Genomic DNA, 19619 nt, shown 5'->3' on the forward strand with positions numbered 1-19619 from the left:
AATAGAAGGGAATAGCTATGAGAGACGACATCAAAATCAACGACCGAGCAGCTGCCATTCAGGATAAGTTGGTGGAGAAGCTCGAGCGTATTTACGATCCGGATGTAGAGCTGGATGTCTATAACTTAGGGCTGATTTATGAAATCAACTTAGACGAAACCGGCCACTGCAAGGTTGTTATGACCTTTACCGATACAGCCTGTGATTGTGCTGAGAGTCTGCCCATCGCCATCATGGACTCTCTTAAGAAAATTGAAGAGATTGAAAGTGCCTCTGTCGAGGTTACTTGGTCTCCTGCTTGGAAAATCACCCGTATCAGCCGCTTCGGCCGCATTGCTCTGGGAATCAGTCCTAGATAAGAAGGAACTTAGTTTATCTACATTTAAAATAAAAACACCAAACCCGCTAGAAAAACTAGCGGGTTCTTTTGTCATATATAGGCTATTTCTTACCTGTTTCTTCTGGTTTCCAGAAGTCAGTAACAGCACCTTTAGCGGCAGACGATACCATGTGAGCATATTTACCAAGTACCCCGCGACTATAAAGCGGTGGAATAGTCGTTTCTGCCTTACGTTTCGCCAGCTCTTCGTCAGAGACTGCCATAGAGATTTCCTTGGTATCTTGGTCAACCGTGACCATATCGCCTGTACGAAGATAGGCAATCGGGCCACCATCCTGAGCTTCCGGAGCAATGTGTCCGACAACCAGGCCGTAAGTACCACCTGAGAAGCGACCATCTGTTAGAAGAGCCACCTTGTCTCCTTGCCCCTTCCCTACGATAATAGACGAAAGTGACAGCATCTCTGGCATACCAGGGCCACCCTTTGGTCCAACGTAGCGAACTACAACCACATCGCCATCGACCACTTCATCGGCCAGTACCGCATCAATAGCGGCTTCTTCTGAGTCAAAGACCTTGGCCGGTCCGACGTGACGGCGTACTTTAACACCAGAAACCTTAGCAACAGCGCCGTCTGGAGCTAGATTACCATGCAAGATGATAAGCGGACCGTCTGCACGTTTTGGATTTTCAAGCGGCATAATGACCTTTTGACCTGGTGTCAGATCAGCAAATTCTGCTAGATTCTCTGCCACCGTCTTACCTGTACAAGTGATGCGATCACCATGCAGGAAGCCGTTCGCCAAAAGGTATTTCATCACAGCCGGCACTCCCCCAACCTCGTAAAGGTCTTGGAAGACATACTGACCGGATGGTTTCAAGTCAGCCAAATGTGGCACCTTCTCTTGAATGACATTAAAGTCATCTAGCGTCAGCTCAACATTGGCCGCATGAGCCATGGCTAGCAAGTGCAGAGTAGCATTTGTAGAACCACCCAGAGCCATAGTCACTGTGATTGCATCTTCAAAGGCTTCACGTGTCAAAATATCAGACGGCTTCAGCCCCATCTTCAGCATTTTCACGACGGCACGGCCAGCTGCTTCGATATCCTCTTGCTTGTCCTTGGACTCAGCAGGGTGAGAAGAGGAACCTGGCAGACTCATGCCCAGAACTTCAATAGCCGTCGCCATAGTATTGGCCGTGTACATACCGCCACAGCCACCAGGTCCAGGACATGCATTACACTCGATGCGGCGCACTTCCTCAGCTGTCAAGTCGCCATGATTCCATTTCCCGATTCCTTCAAAGACAGAAACCAAGTCAATGTCCTTGCCGTCCAGATTCCCCGGCGCAATCGTTCCGCCGTAGGCAAAGATAGCAGGAATATCCATGTTAGCAATGGCAATCATGGAGCCTGGCATATTTTTATCACAGCCCCCGATAGCTACAAAGGCATCCACATTGTGCCCGCCCATGGCAGCTTCGATGGAGTCTGCGATGATGTCGCGTGAGGTCAGAGAGAAGCGCATGCCCGGTGTTCCCATGGCAATCCCGTCCGCAACCGTAATAGTCCCGTACTGAACAGGCCAAGCGCCCTCTGCTTTGATGCCTTCCTTGGCCAGCTTGCCCAAGTCATGCAAATGGATGTTACAAGGTGTATTTTCCGCCCAAGTGGAAATCACACCAACAATAGGCGTTTCAAAATCTTTATCAGTCATCCCCGTCGCGCGAAGCATGGCACGGTTAGGAGATTTAACCATACTGTCATAAATCTTACTTCTGTGACGAATATCCTTATCTGTCATAGCTTTCCCTTTCATTGCAGTAATCTTTGTGCTTTATTATACCACACTTAGGCTGTATTTTACAGAGGAAAATTTTTAAATTTTCAGAAGATTAGGAAAATATGGAGGCGAATTTGAAACTTTTTCCTCTCAAGCAAAAAGATGACAACTAGAAGCTCAGGTTTTTCTTAAAAAGAAGAAAAAATCTGTCAAGTAACTTTACTTTACAAAAAAGTTTTGTTATACTATTAAAGTTGATGAAAATCATCAAATTGAATCGAATTCACAATCTAAAAGGAGAAACAAACAATGGCAGTACCTGCACGTCGCACTTCCAAAGCGAAGAAAAACAAACGCCGCACTCACTACAAAGTGACAGCTCCAACTGTAACTTTTGATGAAACTACTGGTGATTACTCACGCTCTCACCGTGTATCCCTTAAAGGATACTACAAGGGCCGTAAGATTGCCAAAGCTGCTGCAGCAGAATAATAGAAGGGAGCTACCATGCGCGTAAATATCACACTTGAACACAAAGAATCTGGTGAACGCTTGTACCTTACTTCTAAAAACAAGCGCAACACACCAGACCGTCTTCAATTGAAGAAATACTCACCAAAACTTCGCAAGCACGTTGTGTTTACAGAAGTGAAATAATTTATATAACAAAAATCCTTTGGAATCAACGTTTCAAAGGATTTTTTCTTTTTGCTTCAAGCCCTAGCTGAACAACAAACTCAATACTAGATCTCGAAAAGAATTATGCCTACTCTTTCTGTCTGAGTTCGAAGAGGTCTTCTACTTTCAGATTGAAGACTTGAGCAATTTTGAGAGCCATTTCCAGCGAAGGATTGTAGCGGTTATTTTCCAAGTGCAGAATTGTCTCGCGCCGCATGCCGATGCGGTCAGCTAGCTCCTGCTGGGTCATGCCCTTGGATTCTCGGATATATTTGAGATTGGTGATAATCTTGCTTTCTTTGGCCATGATCATCCTCTCCGTTCTAAGATAAGATAGACAACCGCAAAGATGCAAATCAAGGCAGCTATGCTAATAAAGATCTGGCCCATGTAAAGAGTGAGAGAACCCATGTACCCAATGATAACTGCTAGGATCATCAGTGCGCCTAGTATAAAGACAAACATTAAGCTAGCTGCCTTAGCTAAATTAGCATAGAAACGTTCATCTGGAGTTTCCTTGACATTTTTCAAAGAGAAAAAACCAAATACAATCACTTCAATAACGAGACCAACTCCCAAAATCCATTCTTTAATGCCAGATCTTACGCTTGGGGTCGCAACCCAAATCCCTACTGTATAAAAAATGGTTGCTGCAAACAGAAGCATCGTGTACAGCTTAGCAGACAAGTCAAAAATAGTCTTTTCCTTACCTTTCTGACTCTTCCCCGGCCATGGTTTCATGTGTAGCCAGCCCCAAATAGCTATAATCTGACCTAATACTGAAATACCAACAATAACTAACTTGGGTCCCCAACTAAGATTAGAACCAAATAAAACAGTAAAATCAATAAAGAGAGCTGCGGCAATCATCGCAATGAGACCACCCGTTTTTTGACTATTTTTCATGATAGACTCCTTTCCTGGTGTTAGAAATATTTAACACTCTTTATGTTATAAATATATCACACAGCGATTTATAAATCAAGTATTTATGTGCTAAGGTGGCAATTATTTGAAAAAATTCTATAATAAAAGCCCTTGCCAGATAAATAACCAGCAAGGTCCTATGTTTTTATTGATTATTCAAGAATAGCAAAGTCCCTTATTCCATCTCTCTGAGATAGTTCAAAGCTTCGTTGAAGGTTTTGACAGGGACGATTTTCATTTTACTCTTGATTTTGATAGAAGCACGAAGTGCCTCATGGTAGTTAGAGCGCAGCTTGGGATTGTACTGGGCAATATCGGCGTCAATAGTATCATCAGGAACAAAGAAAATCTCAGCGCCTGCCTTATCTGCAGCCATGACCTTCATCTCTATCCCGCCAATCCGGCCAACATTTCCCTTGTGGTCAATCGTTCCAGTACCAGCAATAGTTTTTCCTTTAGTAATGTCTTCAGACACGAGCTGATTGTAAAGCTCCAAACTGAACATGAGTCCACCAGAGGGACCTGCTACACCGTTGCTCTTAAACTCCGTCAGAGGATTCATGGCAACACTAGCTTTAGAACCCAATTCGATTCCCAAACCAGGCTTACCAGTTGTCTCATCCACAATCACAGGACCGCTAGCCAAACCGATTACACCATTACGGCTGTACTCAATTGATACCACATCTCCGACTGTCCGCTGTTCCATCTGATCAACGATGTCGTATGGGCTAGTGTAAGTCTGATTGTCAATCTTTAAAATCACATCACCTCGCTGCAGCTCCTTTGACAGAGGCGTCTCACTGCTGATGCCACCTACATAAATCTCTTTATGTCTAATCTCAACAGTACGACCAGCAGCCTGATAAGCCACCTGCAAGGCATTGAGATGGGAAGACCCCATAGTGCTGTTCTCTCGCTCTTCCCGCCCCTTTTCCTTATCGAAATAGTTTTCAGGAACAGAGACATACTCTGTTTCCAGCCTATAATTAGGCAGCAGAGTCAAAAAGAGACTGAACACTCGGGCCTTGGAAACACCAACAGCCATGACATAGATTTTACCTTTTCCTTTATCAGTTCCTCCTTGCACTTGGACAAAGTCTTTGGCATTCAAAGCCGGCCTCACGGTCTCTAATTCATAAGGGAGAGGAATAAAGCCTATCCCAGTTAGCACCAAAGCTGTTATTAAGATTCTTGTTACTGATTTCATATCCTTCCTCTTGTTTCTATCAAGTATTGTCTAGCCTTGCTACTTCCTAAATTAATCACCAAAATCCACCACTTCTGTATCATTTTCCATCAGAGTATCAGCAAAAACTGTCCGAACAACCAGAACAAATACACAGTAAAAGCTACTGAAAACCAGAACAGGAATCATCTGGATCAGGCCAAGTAAATCATCCAGTTCCCCCAGCAAGGGAGCAATATACTGCCTTATCAGATCCATCAGGAGATGAGTACCCAAGCCAATCAACCCACCAAAAGAAGCTAGAAAAAAGCTGAGCAGAACATAGCGACCCCTGCGCTCCTTCATCAGTAGGACTGACTTTCTCAAACAGCCATAAAACGAAAGCGGCTTGGCCAGATTGTCTCTGGAGCTAGTATCCTGAATGATATAAGACAGCAAAAAGAAGTGCGAATCAACCAGATAAGTGAAGAGCAGGTAAAAGACCATGAACAAGAAAGGAAAGAGAAACTGGAAAATCACAATGGCCTCTGGACTTACTGCCCTCCGATAAAAGGCAAAGAGACTAGCCACCCCAAGATTGATGCCGATTGCCGACCAACCCATGTACAAAATCAGAACCTGGACTGCACTGACAATGAAGGAATAAAAGAGGCGAGTAAGCAAGCCATCTGAGATACTGTACCAAACTGCATAGCCAAAATAGAGCTTAACCATCTGCGGATTTCGTATCACTGTCAAGGCAAATTTATTGACGTAAGCAAAACCGAAGGCAATTATAAATGCCAAACAAGTCAAGACTAAAATGGACCGGTAAGACCAACTCGAAACCAGCGGAAAAAGAAACCAGCCCAGCACTGCAAGCGGGATTCCGACCAGCAAAAGGCCTTTCAGCCAGACAAAATAATATTCTGTAACAAAAATCCAAGCTTCTCTGAAAACCCTTGTTACTTTTACATCATTCATCGTTCATTATCCTAAATCCTAAAACCCTTTCTAATTTTTTCATAAATATTAATCTCCAAAATTAACTATTTCCCGATCATAAGACATCAGGATGTCAGCCATAACCGAGCGGGCTGCCAAGGCATAAATCAGCAAAAAGCCATTTATCATACTAACAATCATTCCCACAATATTAGACACACCAACACTAAAAAGTAAACTCAAAACTTCTATCAGACCCAATACTACAGGAATAAGCTTTAAGACAAGCTCTACCAGTAAGTAACGCCCCCTCTGACCATTCATACGAGAAAAGGACTTGCCCAAGCTGCCAAAGGCTGACAGAGGACGCAAGAGGTTATCAGAGGAGTTGGTATCCTGAATAATATAGGGCAACAAGAAGAAGTGAGAAACGATAAAATAACTGTAAAACAAATGGAATACCAAGTTAAACATTGGTGCTATCAAAAAAACCAGGAAGAGCATACTAGCCATCTTCTCTTGATTATTTGCAACCCAAATAAGCCCGTTTCTCATAATCTCTTGAAAATTTGCATCTGACATCAAGGCATTATAGAAGTATACAAAAAGAAGTAATATAGCCAAGAAAGATATAAAGACGTAAATAGACATAGAAAGCAAACGTCCAAAAAAGCCATCAGAAATACTGTAGCCAACAGCTCTCCAGAAGTTTCTTCGCACCATCTGCGGATTACGAACCATGGTCAAGGAAAACTTATGGATATAAGCAATCACAAAAGAACATAGAAATCCCAGCAGAATTATACTTGGAACAAACGTAGAAGTCAATGGAGAAAAAAATAGAATTAACAGTCCCAGAATAAAAAACGGCAGTTGAATGATAGCAAGCCCTGCTGTCCATACAAAAAAGTAATCAACAGTCAGTCCCCAGGCTTCCTTTAACACATCGCTTACGTCAAACTTTCTTTTCATAAATCCCCTAATTAAGTCATTTTTCGCCATAAAAGACGATGTAGATGTCGCAGAAGCAAGTTTTTGATTTTTTAGTCCCGAGAGGATGATTAGGAATTTTTAGAGCCCCAGAGAGCAAGAAAAACCCCGTCAGTCGCCTCACCAAAAGAAATTCTTTCTATAATAAAGCAAGCTGAGACACGATTGTCCCAGCCTCCTTAACCTTTTTTCAAAAAATTTCGAATACGAATCATAATCTTGCTTGACCAAGTTTTGTCAGATGCGTATCTTACATTGATAGCAGCCATGCTCTTACCATTGTAGAACTGACCGCCAGGCTTGAGATAGTGCTCGCTGAGATAGCGGGCAACTGTATCTATACCGTCGTCAAATGTTGCGAAATTTCCTGCACTGGAAAAAGGACTGGAGTCATAAGCCATGAAACCAAACAGGTTGTGCTTGGCCTGAGCAATCTGACTGCGGCCGTAATCCGATTCGTGAATAGCCAGCCCTACGAGAAAAATTGCATTAACTCCATGATCTTTCTCTGCTTTTTTGAAAGCTTTTCCCAATCCAGCCATCGGTGTGCCAGCCAGACGACTATCAATGAAATCAGCTGACACTGTGCTTGGCACTGTTACATCTTCTGAAAAGACGACTGCTCCTGTTTTCTTGGCCTGAAACTGATCTGACACCTGCACTAAAGATGGATCCAGACTGGCCTTTTCATTTGCCGCTAGGCGGCTGACAGGCAGCACACTGCCTGAAAGGACAGTAGCTGTCGCTAATGCTATGATAACTTTTTTCTTCCTAAACATTTTTTCTATCCATTTCTATTGTCGCTTTTGGTTTCCTAGATTCCTCCCCAGAAATATAGGATGACCGCCATGATACTCATAGCAGGACCAAAAGGGACTTCTTCTTTCAACTTAAATTTGAATTTCTTAAAGATGGTTGCGATTAAGAGAATCGCTCCAGCTACAAAGAAAGAACCATATCCTAAAATCAGCGTATTCAAGGGGCTAAACCAACTGCTCAGGGCAGCTAAGTAGAGAATATCCCCCATCCCGAAAGCCTCTTTCTTGTAATAAGCTTTGGCCCCAAAATAAATGAGAGAGTAGAGACCAGCGCCGACTAGCAGCGAAAAGAGCAGTTCCCAATTGAATTCACTGGTAAAAAACGTAACAGCCATACGGCCCAGCCAGAAAACCAGCAGAACCGAGTCCGAGATGTACTGAGTATCAAAATCGATATAACCGATAATGAGACAAAGCGACACCAAGAGGCAGGCTGAAACAACCATCCATGGCCCCTGATCTTGAAAGATCAGATAAGAGGCTAGCCAGAGCAGACCCGTCAGGAGCTCCACAATGAGATAGCGCGGTGAAATCGGCTCCTTGCAGTGCTTGCATTTAAAGCCCTGCATGATAATCGACACAACCGGAATCAGCTCCACCGAAGTCAAGACATGACCGCAGGACGGACACATAGATCGACCCTTTGCAATGCTCTTTTCCAGTGGCACACGGTAGATGACGACATTGAAAAAGCTCCCAAATACGACACCTAATATAAATACTAAACTTGCAATCATAATTTTTCCCTTTTTATACTCTTTGAAAATCTCAGGTGACAATGTCAAACTTCGACTTCCCTTGAGTATCACTTAGATGCCAGAATGATGGATACTTGCCCCTCCTCCAAACTTAATGAAAACACCATATCTGTTTCTGTATTGTTTTGAATGGTCAATTCGGTCAAACCTTCAGACGGCGTCCCAATGTTGAAATACTGTCCTCGATAGGAAATAACATTGGTCCGTGAAAAGGCGAGCTGCTGAATGGCATCTATAATCTGCTCAGCACCCTGACCGTAAACTTCTTTATTATCCTTGTCCTTGACTGGCAGATAGCCAGACTCCGCATTCAAAGCGCCCAGCAACTCTGAGATAGACTTGGTCTCGCCAGGAGCCAAGTAAACATTCTGCAGCTTATAAAAGGCTGTCTTCATGTTTTGAGCTTGGGCAGCGTTAGTCGGCAGTGGTACTTCCTTACGCTCTATAAAGTGCGTATATTGGCTCAGAAGCTCACTTTGATCTTCTGCTTCAACAGGCGTACTCTCAACCTTGACATCATCAAATTTACCAGTCTTGGCAATCTCCTCAGATGCTTGGATAAAAGCAGCAGGGTCAATCTTATAGCCATTAGACTTGTCTCCCACCTTTACATTAGACTCGCCGTCCATGACCAGATGATTGGTCGTTGGAAGCTGACTGAGAACATCAGGATGGGCAGCCAAGACATCATTTAAAGGTCTGAGCCAAAAGAGTCGATTGGGATAGATGGAAATCTGCAGGTTTTCCTTGGTATCGAAAAACGGTGTAAACTTATCCCAAACTGTCTTGGCTGAGATATTATCCAGCCGCTTGAGCTCTTCTTCTGTGAAATAGCTCAGTCCTAAAAAGCGCATATCTACAGAGAAGTGTTGCCCCGTAGACAGCTGAAAAGTCGCCTTATAGGGCAGATCCCTGTAAACTTCAATCTCAGCTTCGCTTCGAGAGCGTACCTTCATAGAGGGACGGCCATTGATACTCAGGTCAATCGTTGGATTAAAGACAAAAATGACATAAAATAAACTACCCAGCAGAAAGGCAGCAAGTGTCGCTGCTGGAAGTAGTTTTTGATATTTTGATGAAACCTTTCTTTTTCTTCTTGACATGAATCTCATCCCAACCTTATACTACGCATTCAGCTAAGCGGATAAGGAATTTACGGTCGATACGGCGAAGAAAATCAATGATGTCATCTGAAACAGTATCTCCGGCATTCAGGATAACTCCTCCATCTGCATTAACAAGATCTTTTTGCAGTGTTTTGCCTACCAGAAGACGTTTTTGCCGATCGATAAAGTCGTTAACAGCTTTCTTTGCTCCTGACTCTTCTTCAGCAACTGGCGCTGTGCTGATAGTTGTTTCTACTTCCTCAGCAGGGGCTGCCAACACTTCTTCCAAAGCAGCATCCAGACTCAGCGCTGCATCTGTTTCTTCAACTTCTTCTTCAGCTGGAGCTGTTGTTTCTTGTACCAAGTCTTGAACTTCTGGTTCTTCTGCTGTCTCTACGACTGCTTCAGAAAACTCCAACTCAGGAGCAGCGGCTCCCAGACCTACAGCTGCCAAGGCCTCTGTCAAATCTGTCGCAGCTTCTTCTTTTACATCTGCTTTTTCATCTACAACTGGCTCAAATACAGGAGCTTCAGCAACTACTTCCTCAATTTTTTCGGCAGGCTTTGCAGCCTCAGTCTCATGGAGCAGATCTGCTGCAGCCAGACGTCCCATTTCTACATCTGCTTCAAGATGAGGAGCTGTCTTTTTTTCATCATTGAGGATGATATACTCTTTACCAATCATCAAGATGCGTGATTTAGGAATCTGAATTTCCTCGCTGGCATCTTCAGAATTAACCACCAAGTAACCAATTTCATTCTTTTCGTCAATATGATAGTCAACAACAGTTCCCACCTTGTTTCCATCAATTGTGATAACAATTTCGTCAAAGACACTACCCTGCTTGTCGTTTAAGACCTTCAGATCGGCCTCTTCCAGCTCTTGAAAAACTGAGCTGTTTTCTACCATGACCGCAAAGTCACCGATGCCTTGGATGTTCTTGCTAGACAGCAAGGCAAAAGGCTGTTCAGACTGCTTTGACTTAATGACAAAAGTCAGATTGACCCCCTCGTCAACAAAGACTTCATGGACTTCACCCAGTCCCATCCCTTTTTCAATCTCAATGACAACGGTCCCTGTGATTGTTTTACAACTTTTCATAATTTCCCCTAAAACCCTTCTAATTGATTACAATCAATTGTATGTTTATATAGTATTAATTTTTCACGATTTTGTCCAGCATGTTGAACGCTTCTTGACGAAGATTTTGATCTGAGCTGCCTTGGACAATTTCTTTCAGATAGCTCTCAGCTTCTTGAACTGCATTAGAAGCCAATAATTCCTGACTTTCCAGTAGGAGGAATTGGAAATAGACTTCTTTATCTCCCGCAGTTGCTGCTGGTCTTGCTTCTGTTGCTTCCTCAGCCTTGAGGATGTCAGTGATTTTCTGAAGCAAATCTTCTTCTGTCTCATCTGCAGCCGGAACGGCCGGAGCTGCTTTGACTTGTGCTTCCTCAGCTTTGAGGATGTCAGCAATTCCCTTGAGCAAGTCTTCTTCTGTCTCATCTGCAACTGCTTCTTGAACAGGCTCAGCCTGTGTCCAAAGAGCGTCTTCAGAAACTGATTGAACAACAGCTGGTTCAGCAGCTGCTTCAAACTCAAACGTTTCTGCTGCAGGTGCGAAGCTACTTTCTTCCTCCAAAGTCTCTGCCTCTTCAGCAGTCAAATCTTCCTCTTCAGATCCCAACAAATCATGCTGAATCTGGCTGAGGATATCTTGATAACCCTGAATATCAGCACGATCACGGCTAACCATAGACTCTTCAGCAGCAGAAAATTCTGGCTCTGCAGCTGCTTGACTGAAGGCGGAATCCATCTTAGCTTGTGGCTCAGTGTCTGAGTCAGCAAAGAAGAGAGATTCTAAGCTGTTTGCTGCTCTCGACTCATCCGCTCTAACTGGCTTGATATCTCCCGTAGCAGCAAAAACATCTTCCAAGCTATTGCTTACTTCTTCTGCCACTGGCTGCTGAGCTTGTTCTTGCTCAGTGAAGAATTCTTCCTCATCTTGAGAAACAACACCTGTCACCTCAACCGCCTGCGGTCTGAAGTTACCATAGCTAGACTCCGTATAGGACATCGGTCTGATCTTAGACAGAACAGCTGTCTCAAAGGCTGGATCATCTATATCTGTATAGCCTTGATTGCCGGCTGCATTTGCTTCCGTAGGCTGAATCAGAGAGTTGGCCACCTTAATCTTAGTAGAGCCCTTGCGGTGATGAAGCAGGGACTGCAAAAATTCATCATTGGCCTTTTGTGCGCTGTGATCCATACCCACCATACCGACCTCAGCTGCCGCTAGCTGACTGTTTGGCTCGTACTCTCCAAATGCAGGAGCTGTAGCCAAGTTATCAACAGGGTAGAGAGGTTTTACTTTCTCAAATCTTGTCATATCCTTTTTGATAGAACGGTCTGCTAGGGTGCGACCAGAAGCAGATGCTCTCTGCCTTGCCGGACTTTCCTCAGCCTGAACCCTTTCTTTACTTTCCTTTCTCATCCTACCGGTTGAAGCATTGGAGAAGTTCAAATCTCTAGCAGATGACAAGCCTGCGCTCGTCGCTTCCGCTTTCTTGTGTGAGCTCTTGGCATGCTTCTGGCTTCTGCTTCGCGCTGAAGCAGTTGCTCTCTTCTTGACTGGAGCTAGCTCCTGTGAAAAGAGCAGCACCATATAGACAGCCAAGGCCAAAGCACAGAGTCCAACAAAGGCTATGCCGGGAACTTGTTGAAAGAGGAATGGAGCACCAATCGCAAATAGCATGACCCATACTACGAGAAAAAGGCGCTTTATTAATGAAATCCTAGAAACAAATAAAATGCTAATCGTATGCAGCGCTATAAGCCCTGCTCCAAAAGGTAAAAAATATGCCATTTGAATATTTTCGACACCCCCCACTTTCTAAATGATATTAAACTTTTTCAATGCAAAACCAGTCTTGATTTTGTTTTTCCATAAACTCCATTAAAACCCAAAATAGACTCGGGCGTCTATTCTGAGTTTGCTTGTATTATACTTCAAATATCTCTATGTTTTAGTTTACTATAAATGCACCGTGAATACTAGTCTAATAACTTGGTTTTTAGCATTTTTTTAAGAAAAAATTTAGTCATGCTCTTGAAATTTTAAACCATAGACTTATTTGGTATTTTTTCAAAGTATTTTAGCTCACTACCAAGTTATTCACAGATAGGTTATCCAGCTTCATAGTCGTTTCAGGGCTTTCTCCGCTCGGAGTTTCAAAGTAGTAACCCACAATAGTCATTGGATAGCTGAATCCTGGAATGTTTTCAGGATCGAAGCTAACTTCGCGCCAGCCAGTCCAGCTGTTTGGACGAATGACATGAAGGTAAATCTTCTGACCACTGGCATTCTTGACAATCAAGCCAATCTTGCCCTGCCATTGATTAGACAGAGAAAGAGAGAAGCTGATAGCATCAGGCTTATTATTCAAGGATACATACGGTGCTGCAAATTCCATTTCATACATAGTAGAAGACTTGGTTGCTGGAATCTTAACCACATTGGAACCTGAACCCTCAAGGAAGTCCGTATTGTCAACCGTCACATCATACTGATTGCTGCCGCCTGACTGAGTCAGCTTAAGAGGTGACTCGAAGCGGTAGATGGTTGATGAATTGTAATAAGCTGACAGACCATCGTTCCGACTCGACTGAGTGCTAAGCTGCTCCAGATAAGATGGAGCCAGATTGGTACTGCTGTTAGCATTCGCGCTGCTAGTTGTATTGGTTGTTGCGGCCCCCAAACTGCCCTTATTGCCAGTTGCATCAGTGCCGCCACCAGCTGTCGTTACAGATATAGAGCCCGCCTGCCAAGTCGGAATCGCAAATGGAGATTCCCAATTGGCAAACTGAATCGGTGTCTTATCGACATTGCTCTCTAGAGTCACATAGCGCTCGACGTCTTTAACCTGATAGAAACGTAGCTTGATTTTACCGCTGGTTAGATCAGGATTTTTGTTTTCCTCCGTGCTAGACAGGCTTTTCTTTCCGCCTAATTCCAGCTCGCTGGAAACGATTTTTTGTTGATTGCCATCAATCAATTCCAACAATTTCAGAACCTGTGTATAAGTTCCTTCGAACTCAATGTCCGCTGTCATCTGCGTGATGTTGGTATTATTGGTCGTTCCGTTCCCTGGTGTCGCTGTATTAGCTGCAGTTGTTGTTGCAGTATTCGCATCAGATGAAGAACTGCTGCTAGATGAAGATGAGGACGATGTACCAGACGAGCTAGAGGTCGTACTGGATGAAGAAGACGTCTCACTCGAGCTTGAACTGCTAGTCGTACCAGAAGAGTTGGAGTTTTGCCCTTTGGACGAAGTCGCAGCCAATCCCTCCTGCTGGAGTTCCAACTCTGTGCTCTCAGTGTAGTTGACAGACTTGAATTTAATACCGCTTTCGTTGACTAGCTTGTCAATCAAGAAGATAAACTCCCCTTGATTGGTCGTACCATAGTATTTCTTAGCCTGATCCAGAGTCTTAGCATTCAAAGTTTGGAGCTGTTTGGTAAGAGACTTCCTCTGACTAATCTTGGCATTCTTGCCTTCCAACTCTGTCGAGATAGTTGCATGCTCTTCAGCTAACTGCGCCATCCGTGTATAAGAATTTGTTACCAGATACCCACCACCAGCAAGTACCGCTACTCCTCCAACACAGGCCAACAATTTCTTGTCACGCTCATTTAAATTACTCAGGATTTTTTTCTTTTCTTTCTCATTTTTGCTCTTCATTGAAATCTACATCCTTCGTCAAAATTTTAATGTTAAACTTGTACACTGTATTGTTATCCTTTTCCTCGCGAGTAATGTTATCCACAAAAATATGGTTAAACTTCTCAGACTTACGAAGCTCTTCCTCAAACTTAGCGATAGAAAGATGCTCTTGAGACGAACCATTGATTTCTACATTGTCGTTATTAATCTTGATATCGTCAAAGACCAAGTTTCTTGTCACGTTTTTATTAAGGAAGTCCATAAAGGCTTTGTTTACTCGGTGCAGGCGGCGGAAGTCGCCTTCTAGGCTGGTAAAGAGAAGTTCGTCATTCTTGACCGTAACAATCTTATCTTCAGTCTCAGAGACTGCCTTCAGCTCTTGAGCCATCTCTGGACTCTTGAGTGTCTGCTCCGCTCGGTCAATCTCGCCTTGGAGGTGCATAGCGCTAAACTGGAAGAAGCCAATCAGCACAATCATAATCGCTGCAATACCAGCAAAAGCGGAAATAGCAGCAAGTTTCAGTGGACTGGCCTTGGCCGGTGCCACATGATATTTTGAAAAGTAGTTTAAATCTCTCCGCATTAGTTCGCTCTCCTAATCAACATGGCTGTAGCCGGAATGAACTCCGCATTAAACTCGGCAGAACCTTCCCACAGTACATTCTCATAATCTACATTATCAATTGAGATAAATTCCCGATTCATGCTCTGCTTCAGAATAGCTGCCAACTGCCAACAGATATCTTGGTCACCAAAGACGTAGAAACTGTCAATGTTAAGACCGGTTGATCCGCTAAAGAAGTTTTCAGTATTGAGAATGTGGTTCTTAGCATCAGCCACCCACTCATCCAAGGCCCTCTTCAAGAGACCTGTATCCAGATCATCTGAAGCCACTGCCGGAAGCTTTTGCAAAAGACTAGCGTCGTCTGCATAGCTCAGGATGTCCTTGTAGCCACGGTTGAGATAGTTGCTAGTCACAAACTTGCCTTCTGAGTAGAGATAAACACCGATGAAGCTCTTGCTCAGATGTACCATGCCGACATTTTCCTTGGTCAGCTTCTTAGCGCGATTGTTAATCGCCTGAACGCGTTCCAGCCATTTTTCAAAGGTATTAGACTGAAGGTCAAAGACATAAGGTGTCAGCTTCAAATTCTCAGCCAAGCCCAGATATTGCTCTACCACGCCTTTTGGCACAGCATAGACCATGAGTGAGCGAGTATCTTCATCAAGCGGAAAGGCTGAATTAGACTCTTGCTCTTGGAATTGAATAACATAAGAAGTCGGATCAATATCCAGATATTGCTGAAGCTCGTAAGATACCAAGCCCTCAATATCCTCATCATTCTGCACACTAGCTGCCACATCAACCGAACGGGCGATGATATTGGTATTGCCCAGAGCAAAGAAAGCGTACTTAGCAGTGATCGCATGCTGCTCCATCAAGTCGCTGATAATATTTTTGAGAGTAATCGGGTCGATAATCTCACTATTCAGTACAACACCTTCTGGCAGATTAGCAGATGCCATTTTGATAATCTCCAGCTCATTGCGCTTCTGTCTAGCAACAACCAAATAGACTGATTCGTCAGTGAAGTCAATGGCCATCAGATTGCCCTTGATTGGCTTGCCAAACATCGTGTAAGGTGCATGCATTCTAGTGACCGGTTGGCTCGCCGCACCACTGCCTTTCTTAGCAAAGAGCGAACGATTTCCAGACTTAGCAGGCATGTCATCACTGCCACTATTCTTAGAAAAGAGCGGCTTGTTGAGCTTGGTTAAGAAGCTCCCTTTTGCTGTTGATTTTTCCTCATCGTCAAAGTCTTCTTGACGATCTGACTTGATCTGAACTCCTTGAATAGATAAGTGTTCTTTATGTTTCCCTTTTGATGAGAAGAGCGGTTTATTTAATTTTCCTAAAAATGAGCCTTTTTTCTCATTATCTTCTTCGTCCAAAGCTCTTCTGCGCCCCTTGGACGAAAACATATTTTTTGCCATAATCTCCTAATCTCCCTTATTTTTCCTAAAAACTATTTCCCTAATTATTTCGCTCTGTATTTGTCGCTGAAATACTCAGCAAGAATATTAATCTCGCTGTCTGTCAACTTCTTGTTATAGACAGCAAACTCATTTATAAAAGTTTTTCCGCCAAATATAATCTGACTTCTCCTAATATCATGAGTCACACCATTGCGCTCCATGAAGAGTTCGTGTGTGTGAGCTAAAGCACCATTGACGAAGACTTCAAGTTTTAAAATCTTGTTTGTCACAGAGGCGCGAACCTGAATGGAATTATCCTTTGTATAATCTAGTACAACATTTGCATATTGTCGACCACCATTATTAGCATTAGTGTTATCAACTGTCTCGATAGCAATTTTACCATTAGCTTCCAAGCTAACTGTCCAGTTCAAGGAATTATCTAGCTTATAAGTTAACAGCGAGCCTGTCTGCTGACGATTCCCAATTAAAATTGAGGTCGTATAACCCTTATTGAAATCGTGATTACTAAACTGAATTTTGGAGTCGTTAAGAGCGATTAGCTGTCTGGTCTGATTGATAGCTGGTTCCTTATAGTTGATAACAGGAATAACAACTCCATAGACTCCATTCTTTTTAGTTTCCGCATAGTTTGCCACAACAGTATTAGTGTGCGCTACCCCATCAGCTGGTATCGCTGAAATTGTGTTATCAGAGTTCCGCATCAGAGCTAAATCAGCATCTGTATGAAGCACTAGATTAGGTCTCATCCCACGATTAGGAAGACCCATAACCCAAATTCGCTGTGTAGCTTCTTGGTATTTTCCAACACGTCCAAATGAGTTAATTCCTCTTGCAGCAAAGGTGAGATAACGTCCGCGCATCTCATCTGTGATAGTAATCGGTTTCTCATTACTACTTATTTGTTGAAAATCATCTGGCATCTTAGGTAATACTATACCAAAACCAGTATTCTCTATATTAGGCCCCAACGTTCCTACCGGAACAATCTTACTATTATTATAATTAATACTGGACTCGCTGAGAAACCAAGCAGAACTGGTATGAATCTTAGCCTTTGTAGACTGTTTGTTATCTTTGAAGCCTGCTTGACCTGTCGGACTAGTCTCACCAGCATAATAATAGTAACGACTTGTGTCTTTTAATGAAACGACCAAATCCTCAGGAATATCCAAGGGGATTTCCTTTTTATTTGCGGCAAAGAGATGGATATTCTTGACTTTATTATCCTTATAAGACAGGGTCGTACCCTTGACGCTAACGCTGTTGCTCCGGCCGTTTTTACCTATACGATAGGTGAAAGTTTCAACATCGTTGCCACTTCCACCATCTTTTTTAATTTTTGCTAACCGGGTTTCAAAATCTTCCTGAATGTCAAAGTTCAAAGCATTTTGATTACGCTGGCCCAGAATATTCTGGTAACCAGTAGAAAAGAAAGTCAATAATCCTGCTGCAATGACACCTATCAAAATGAGGGCTATCAAAACCTCAACTAGAGTAAAACCTCTGGTTCTTCGCATTTTTTCCATCGCTCTTCCTTTCTACGGACCAGACACAAACCAAAGATCCTGTTGAATTTGCTTTTTAATGTCAGCAAACGTCTGTTCCAAAGCAGCTTCATTAGTCGCAATGACAAAGGTAGACTCTACCTTTCCGACTGTTTTGATTTGATCAGCTATTTTTTGTCCGTCTTTTATTTCTTTTACATTCCCTGAAAAGCCGATGACACTAATACGCTTAACACCAGAGCCGAAGGTCTTTGCCACTTGTCCCACATATTCCGTAGTCAATGAAACAGGTTGATCAGCTTTAATTTGCTTACCATTTGTTGGGAAATTTGCTGTCAGATCATACTTCCCAATCCCGTCAGGAGAGGCTGTATAGGCATTTGGAATACCGTCAGTCAGCAAGACAACATATTTTAGCTGGGCTGGATTTCTCTGAAGACTTACCAAGCCATAGCGAAGCCCATCTCCAGGGTTAGTAATCCAACTTGTAGGAAGGGCTTTAATCTTAGTTTTAATTGTATCTGTGTCCTTATCTAGCTCTACAAAATCTTCTTGAATATAACTTGCATCACCAGAAAACCGAACCAAATTAACACTAACGTTCCCTATTTCCTTGAGGTCATCAACCAAAAGATTTGCTTTGGTCTTCAAAATATTCATCCGGGTTCTACTATCTGTTGGTTCCAATTTCTGATTCCACAGGCCATAAGCCATAGAGCCTGATGTATCAAAAACGAAGGAAACAGCAGTATTTACCTGACCTTCAATAGGATCGTTCCGATAAGCAAGGGCAATTCCTTTCTTGCCCTTGGCTACTTTCGATATAACCTGCTTGGTATTAAGAGCTGAAATTGCTGTATCGATGGAGAGTTTATTCTTAGAGTTTTTATATTGACCAGTCAGATTGTAGTTAATCAACCGATTATCCTGATAAGATTCATCTGCCTTAAATTCCAGGTCCAGTTGCATATCATAGAGAGAATTAGTCCCTAACACTGACTCGTTCCAGCTTTTAGTTGACTTATTCCAAATATAATTTATAACTTTCTTCCCATCAGGGGATAAGCCGATATAATTCCAGCCCTCAGTTTTTCTGACATCCTTGCCGTATTTGCTCTCGTCAAGAACGAAAACAGAGGTCGCCTTACCAATGGTACGATCCACATACTGCATAGAAGTTCGCATTTCTGATTGGATACTAGCTTCCCGCTCGATTATATTGCGGCCTGAAAACATTGTATTAAATACAAGACCTATCAGAAGTCCCACCATACTTGTAAGGATAATGGCAATAATGATTTCAGTCAGTGTAAAACCTTTTTGTATTTTTTTCATCATTCTTTCCTATTTAATTTTTTATCCATCTACTTGGCTGAGATTAAGTGGCCCTCTTCGGAACGGATACCTTGCGTTTCCCAGTTAAAGATTACAACATGCTCATAATAATCTTTACTATTAGCCAAGGTTGACTTTGATTTAATGGTTATAACATAATTTCTAGGGCTACGATCATCACCCTCAAAGGATCCATTCATCTCAATCTCAGCTTTACCTCCATCTTTGAAGGTATGGGTCGAGATAATAGGATCTTTAGGGATTCTTCCTTCCTTATCTTGTGCCCGCCTACTAAACTCTGCATAGAGAGGAGAAGACGCTCCCTCACCTAAAGCCCCCCAAGCAAGCTGAGAGCCAGATGTCGCTATATATTTGGCTTTAAGGTAGCTATACATACGTTGGGTTTGCATCTGTCCCGTATCTACTATAGAAGCCATAATCCCCAGCATGGCCACCAGCAGCACAATAGCCACAATAACCATAGGCAGGGTTGAGCCTTGTCTTTTTTTTCCTTTCATGGATGATATCTCCTAATTTTC

20 protein-coding genes are annotated in these 19619 nt (G+C 42.9%); 3 read left to right on the forward strand and 17 right to left on the reverse strand.

Annotation, left to right across the window (positions count from 1 at the left end):
• Positions 1-17: 17 nt before the first annotated feature.
• Positions 18-359, forward strand: a complete 342-nt coding sequence (locus J1C86_RS11160) for a metal-sulfur cluster assembly factor (RefSeq protein ID WP_011837671.1) — start codon at positions 18-20, stop codon at positions 357-359.
• Positions 360-441: 82 nt separating this feature from the next.
• Here J1C86_RS11160 and ilvD read toward each other — a convergent pair whose 3' ends face one another.
• Positions 442-2145: a dihydroxy-acid dehydratase gene (gene ilvD / locus J1C86_RS11165; RefSeq protein ID WP_032907459.1), complete on the reverse strand. Its 1704-nt coding sequence runs from the start codon at positions 2143-2145 to the stop codon at positions 442-444.
• Between the two features lie 288 nt (positions 2146-2433).
• Here ilvD and rpmF point away from each other — a divergent pair, with 288 nt between their 5' ends.
• Positions 2434-2616, forward strand: coding sequence for a 50S ribosomal protein L32 (rpmF, locus tag J1C86_RS11170; protein WP_002894148.1), 183 nt, complete (start codon positions 2434-2436; stop codon positions 2614-2616).
• A gap of 15 nt (positions 2617-2631) precedes the next feature.
• On the forward strand, positions 2632-2781 hold the full coding sequence (gene rpmG / locus J1C86_RS11175; protein WP_001265622.1) for a 50S ribosomal protein L33: 150 nt from the start codon (positions 2632-2634) through the stop codon (positions 2779-2781).
• A 109-nt stretch (positions 2782-2890) separates the two neighbouring features.
• On the opposite strand, the gene J1C86_RS11180 is transcribed toward rpmG, so the two are convergent.
• From J1C86_RS11180 to J1C86_RS11255, 16 genes are all read right to left on the reverse strand, one after another.
• Entirely contained in the window at positions 2891-3109 is a 219-nt protein-coding gene (locus tag J1C86_RS11180; RefSeq protein ID WP_004189475.1) for a helix-turn-helix transcriptional regulator, read from the reverse strand.
• 2 nt (positions 3110-3111) lie between these two features.
• Positions 3112-3708, reverse strand: a complete 597-nt coding sequence (locus J1C86_RS11185; protein ID WP_125407910.1) for a DUF3796 domain-containing protein — start codon at positions 3706-3708, stop codon at positions 3112-3114.
• Between the two features lie 196 nt (positions 3709-3904).
• Positions 3905-4939 (reverse strand): SepM family pheromone-processing serine protease, encoded by a 1035-nt coding sequence (locus tag J1C86_RS11190; protein ID WP_002894161.1) that lies wholly within the window; start codon positions 4937-4939, stop codon positions 3905-3907.
• 51 nt (positions 4940-4990) lie between these two features.
• Positions 4991-5881 (reverse strand): hypothetical protein, encoded by an 891-nt coding sequence (locus J1C86_RS11195; RefSeq protein ID WP_002911005.1) that lies wholly within the window; start codon positions 5879-5881, stop codon positions 4991-4993.
• A 48-nt stretch (positions 5882-5929) separates the two neighbouring features.
• On the reverse strand, positions 5930-6844 hold the full coding sequence (locus tag J1C86_RS11200; protein WP_125407912.1) for a hypothetical protein: 915 nt from the start codon (positions 6842-6844) through the stop codon (positions 5930-5932).
• Positions 6845-7011: 167 nt separating this feature from the next.
• Positions 7012-7611 (reverse strand): glucosaminidase domain-containing protein, encoded by a 600-nt coding sequence (locus J1C86_RS11205; protein ID WP_002894168.1) that lies wholly within the window; start codon positions 7609-7611, stop codon positions 7012-7014.
• Positions 7612-7646: 35 nt separating this feature from the next.
• Positions 7647-8459: a prepilin peptidase gene (locus tag J1C86_RS11210; RefSeq protein WP_002922912.1), complete on the reverse strand. Its 813-nt coding sequence runs from the start codon at positions 8457-8459 to the stop codon at positions 7647-7649.
• Complete coding sequence (locus tag J1C86_RS11215; protein WP_061589442.1) at positions 8456-9520, reverse strand: VanW family protein; 1065 nt, start codon at positions 9518-9520, stop codon at positions 8456-8458. The genes J1C86_RS11210 and J1C86_RS11215 overlap by 4 nt, the downstream gene beginning before the upstream one ends.
• A gap of 7 nt (positions 9521-9527) precedes the next feature.
• On the reverse strand, positions 9528-10616 hold the full coding sequence (locus J1C86_RS11220) for a hypothetical protein (protein ID WP_002922899.1): 1089 nt from the start codon (positions 10614-10616) through the stop codon (positions 9528-9530).
• A 55-nt stretch (positions 10617-10671) separates the two neighbouring features.
• Positions 10672-12381 (reverse strand): SSA_2305 family type IV pilus system protein, encoded by a 1710-nt coding sequence (locus tag J1C86_RS11225; RefSeq protein WP_427150803.1) that lies wholly within the window; start codon positions 12379-12381, stop codon positions 10672-10674.
• Positions 12382-12670: 289 nt separating this feature from the next.
• Positions 12671-14257, reverse strand: coding sequence for a hypothetical protein (locus J1C86_RS11230; protein WP_002899351.1), 1587 nt, complete (start codon positions 14255-14257; stop codon positions 12671-12673).
• A complete protein-coding gene (locus J1C86_RS11235) occupies positions 14241-14822 on the reverse strand; it encodes a PilN domain-containing protein (protein WP_002894178.1) in 582 nt (193 codons plus the stop codon). The genes J1C86_RS11230 and J1C86_RS11235 overlap by 17 nt, the downstream gene beginning before the upstream one ends.
• A complete protein-coding gene (gene pilM, locus J1C86_RS11240) occupies positions 14822-16234 on the reverse strand; it encodes a pilus assembly protein PilM (RefSeq protein WP_111676819.1) in 1413 nt (470 codons plus the stop codon). Before pilM ends, J1C86_RS11235 begins: the two co-directional genes overlap by 1 nt.
• 44 nt (positions 16235-16278) lie before the next feature.
• Positions 16279-17766: a type II secretion system protein gene (locus J1C86_RS11245; protein WP_125407916.1), complete on the reverse strand. Its 1488-nt coding sequence runs from the start codon at positions 17764-17766 to the stop codon at positions 16279-16281.
• Between the two features lie 12 nt (positions 17767-17778).
• Positions 17779-19083: a VWA domain-containing protein gene (locus tag J1C86_RS11250; RefSeq protein WP_125407918.1), complete on the reverse strand. Its 1305-nt coding sequence runs from the start codon at positions 19081-19083 to the stop codon at positions 17779-17781.
• Positions 19084-19109: 26 nt separating this feature from the next.
• Positions 19110-19598 carry a hypothetical protein gene (locus J1C86_RS11255; protein ID WP_125332633.1) on the reverse strand — a complete coding sequence of 163 codons (489 nt, stop codon included), beginning with the start codon at positions 19596-19598 and terminating at the stop codon, positions 19110-19112.
• Between the last annotated feature and the right edge of the window lie 21 nt (positions 19599-19619).

The organism is Streptococcus sanguinis, from assembly GCF_050220005.1.
Classification (GTDB): Bacteria; Bacillota; Bacilli; order Lactobacillales; family Streptococcaceae; genus Streptococcus; species Streptococcus sanguinis_Z.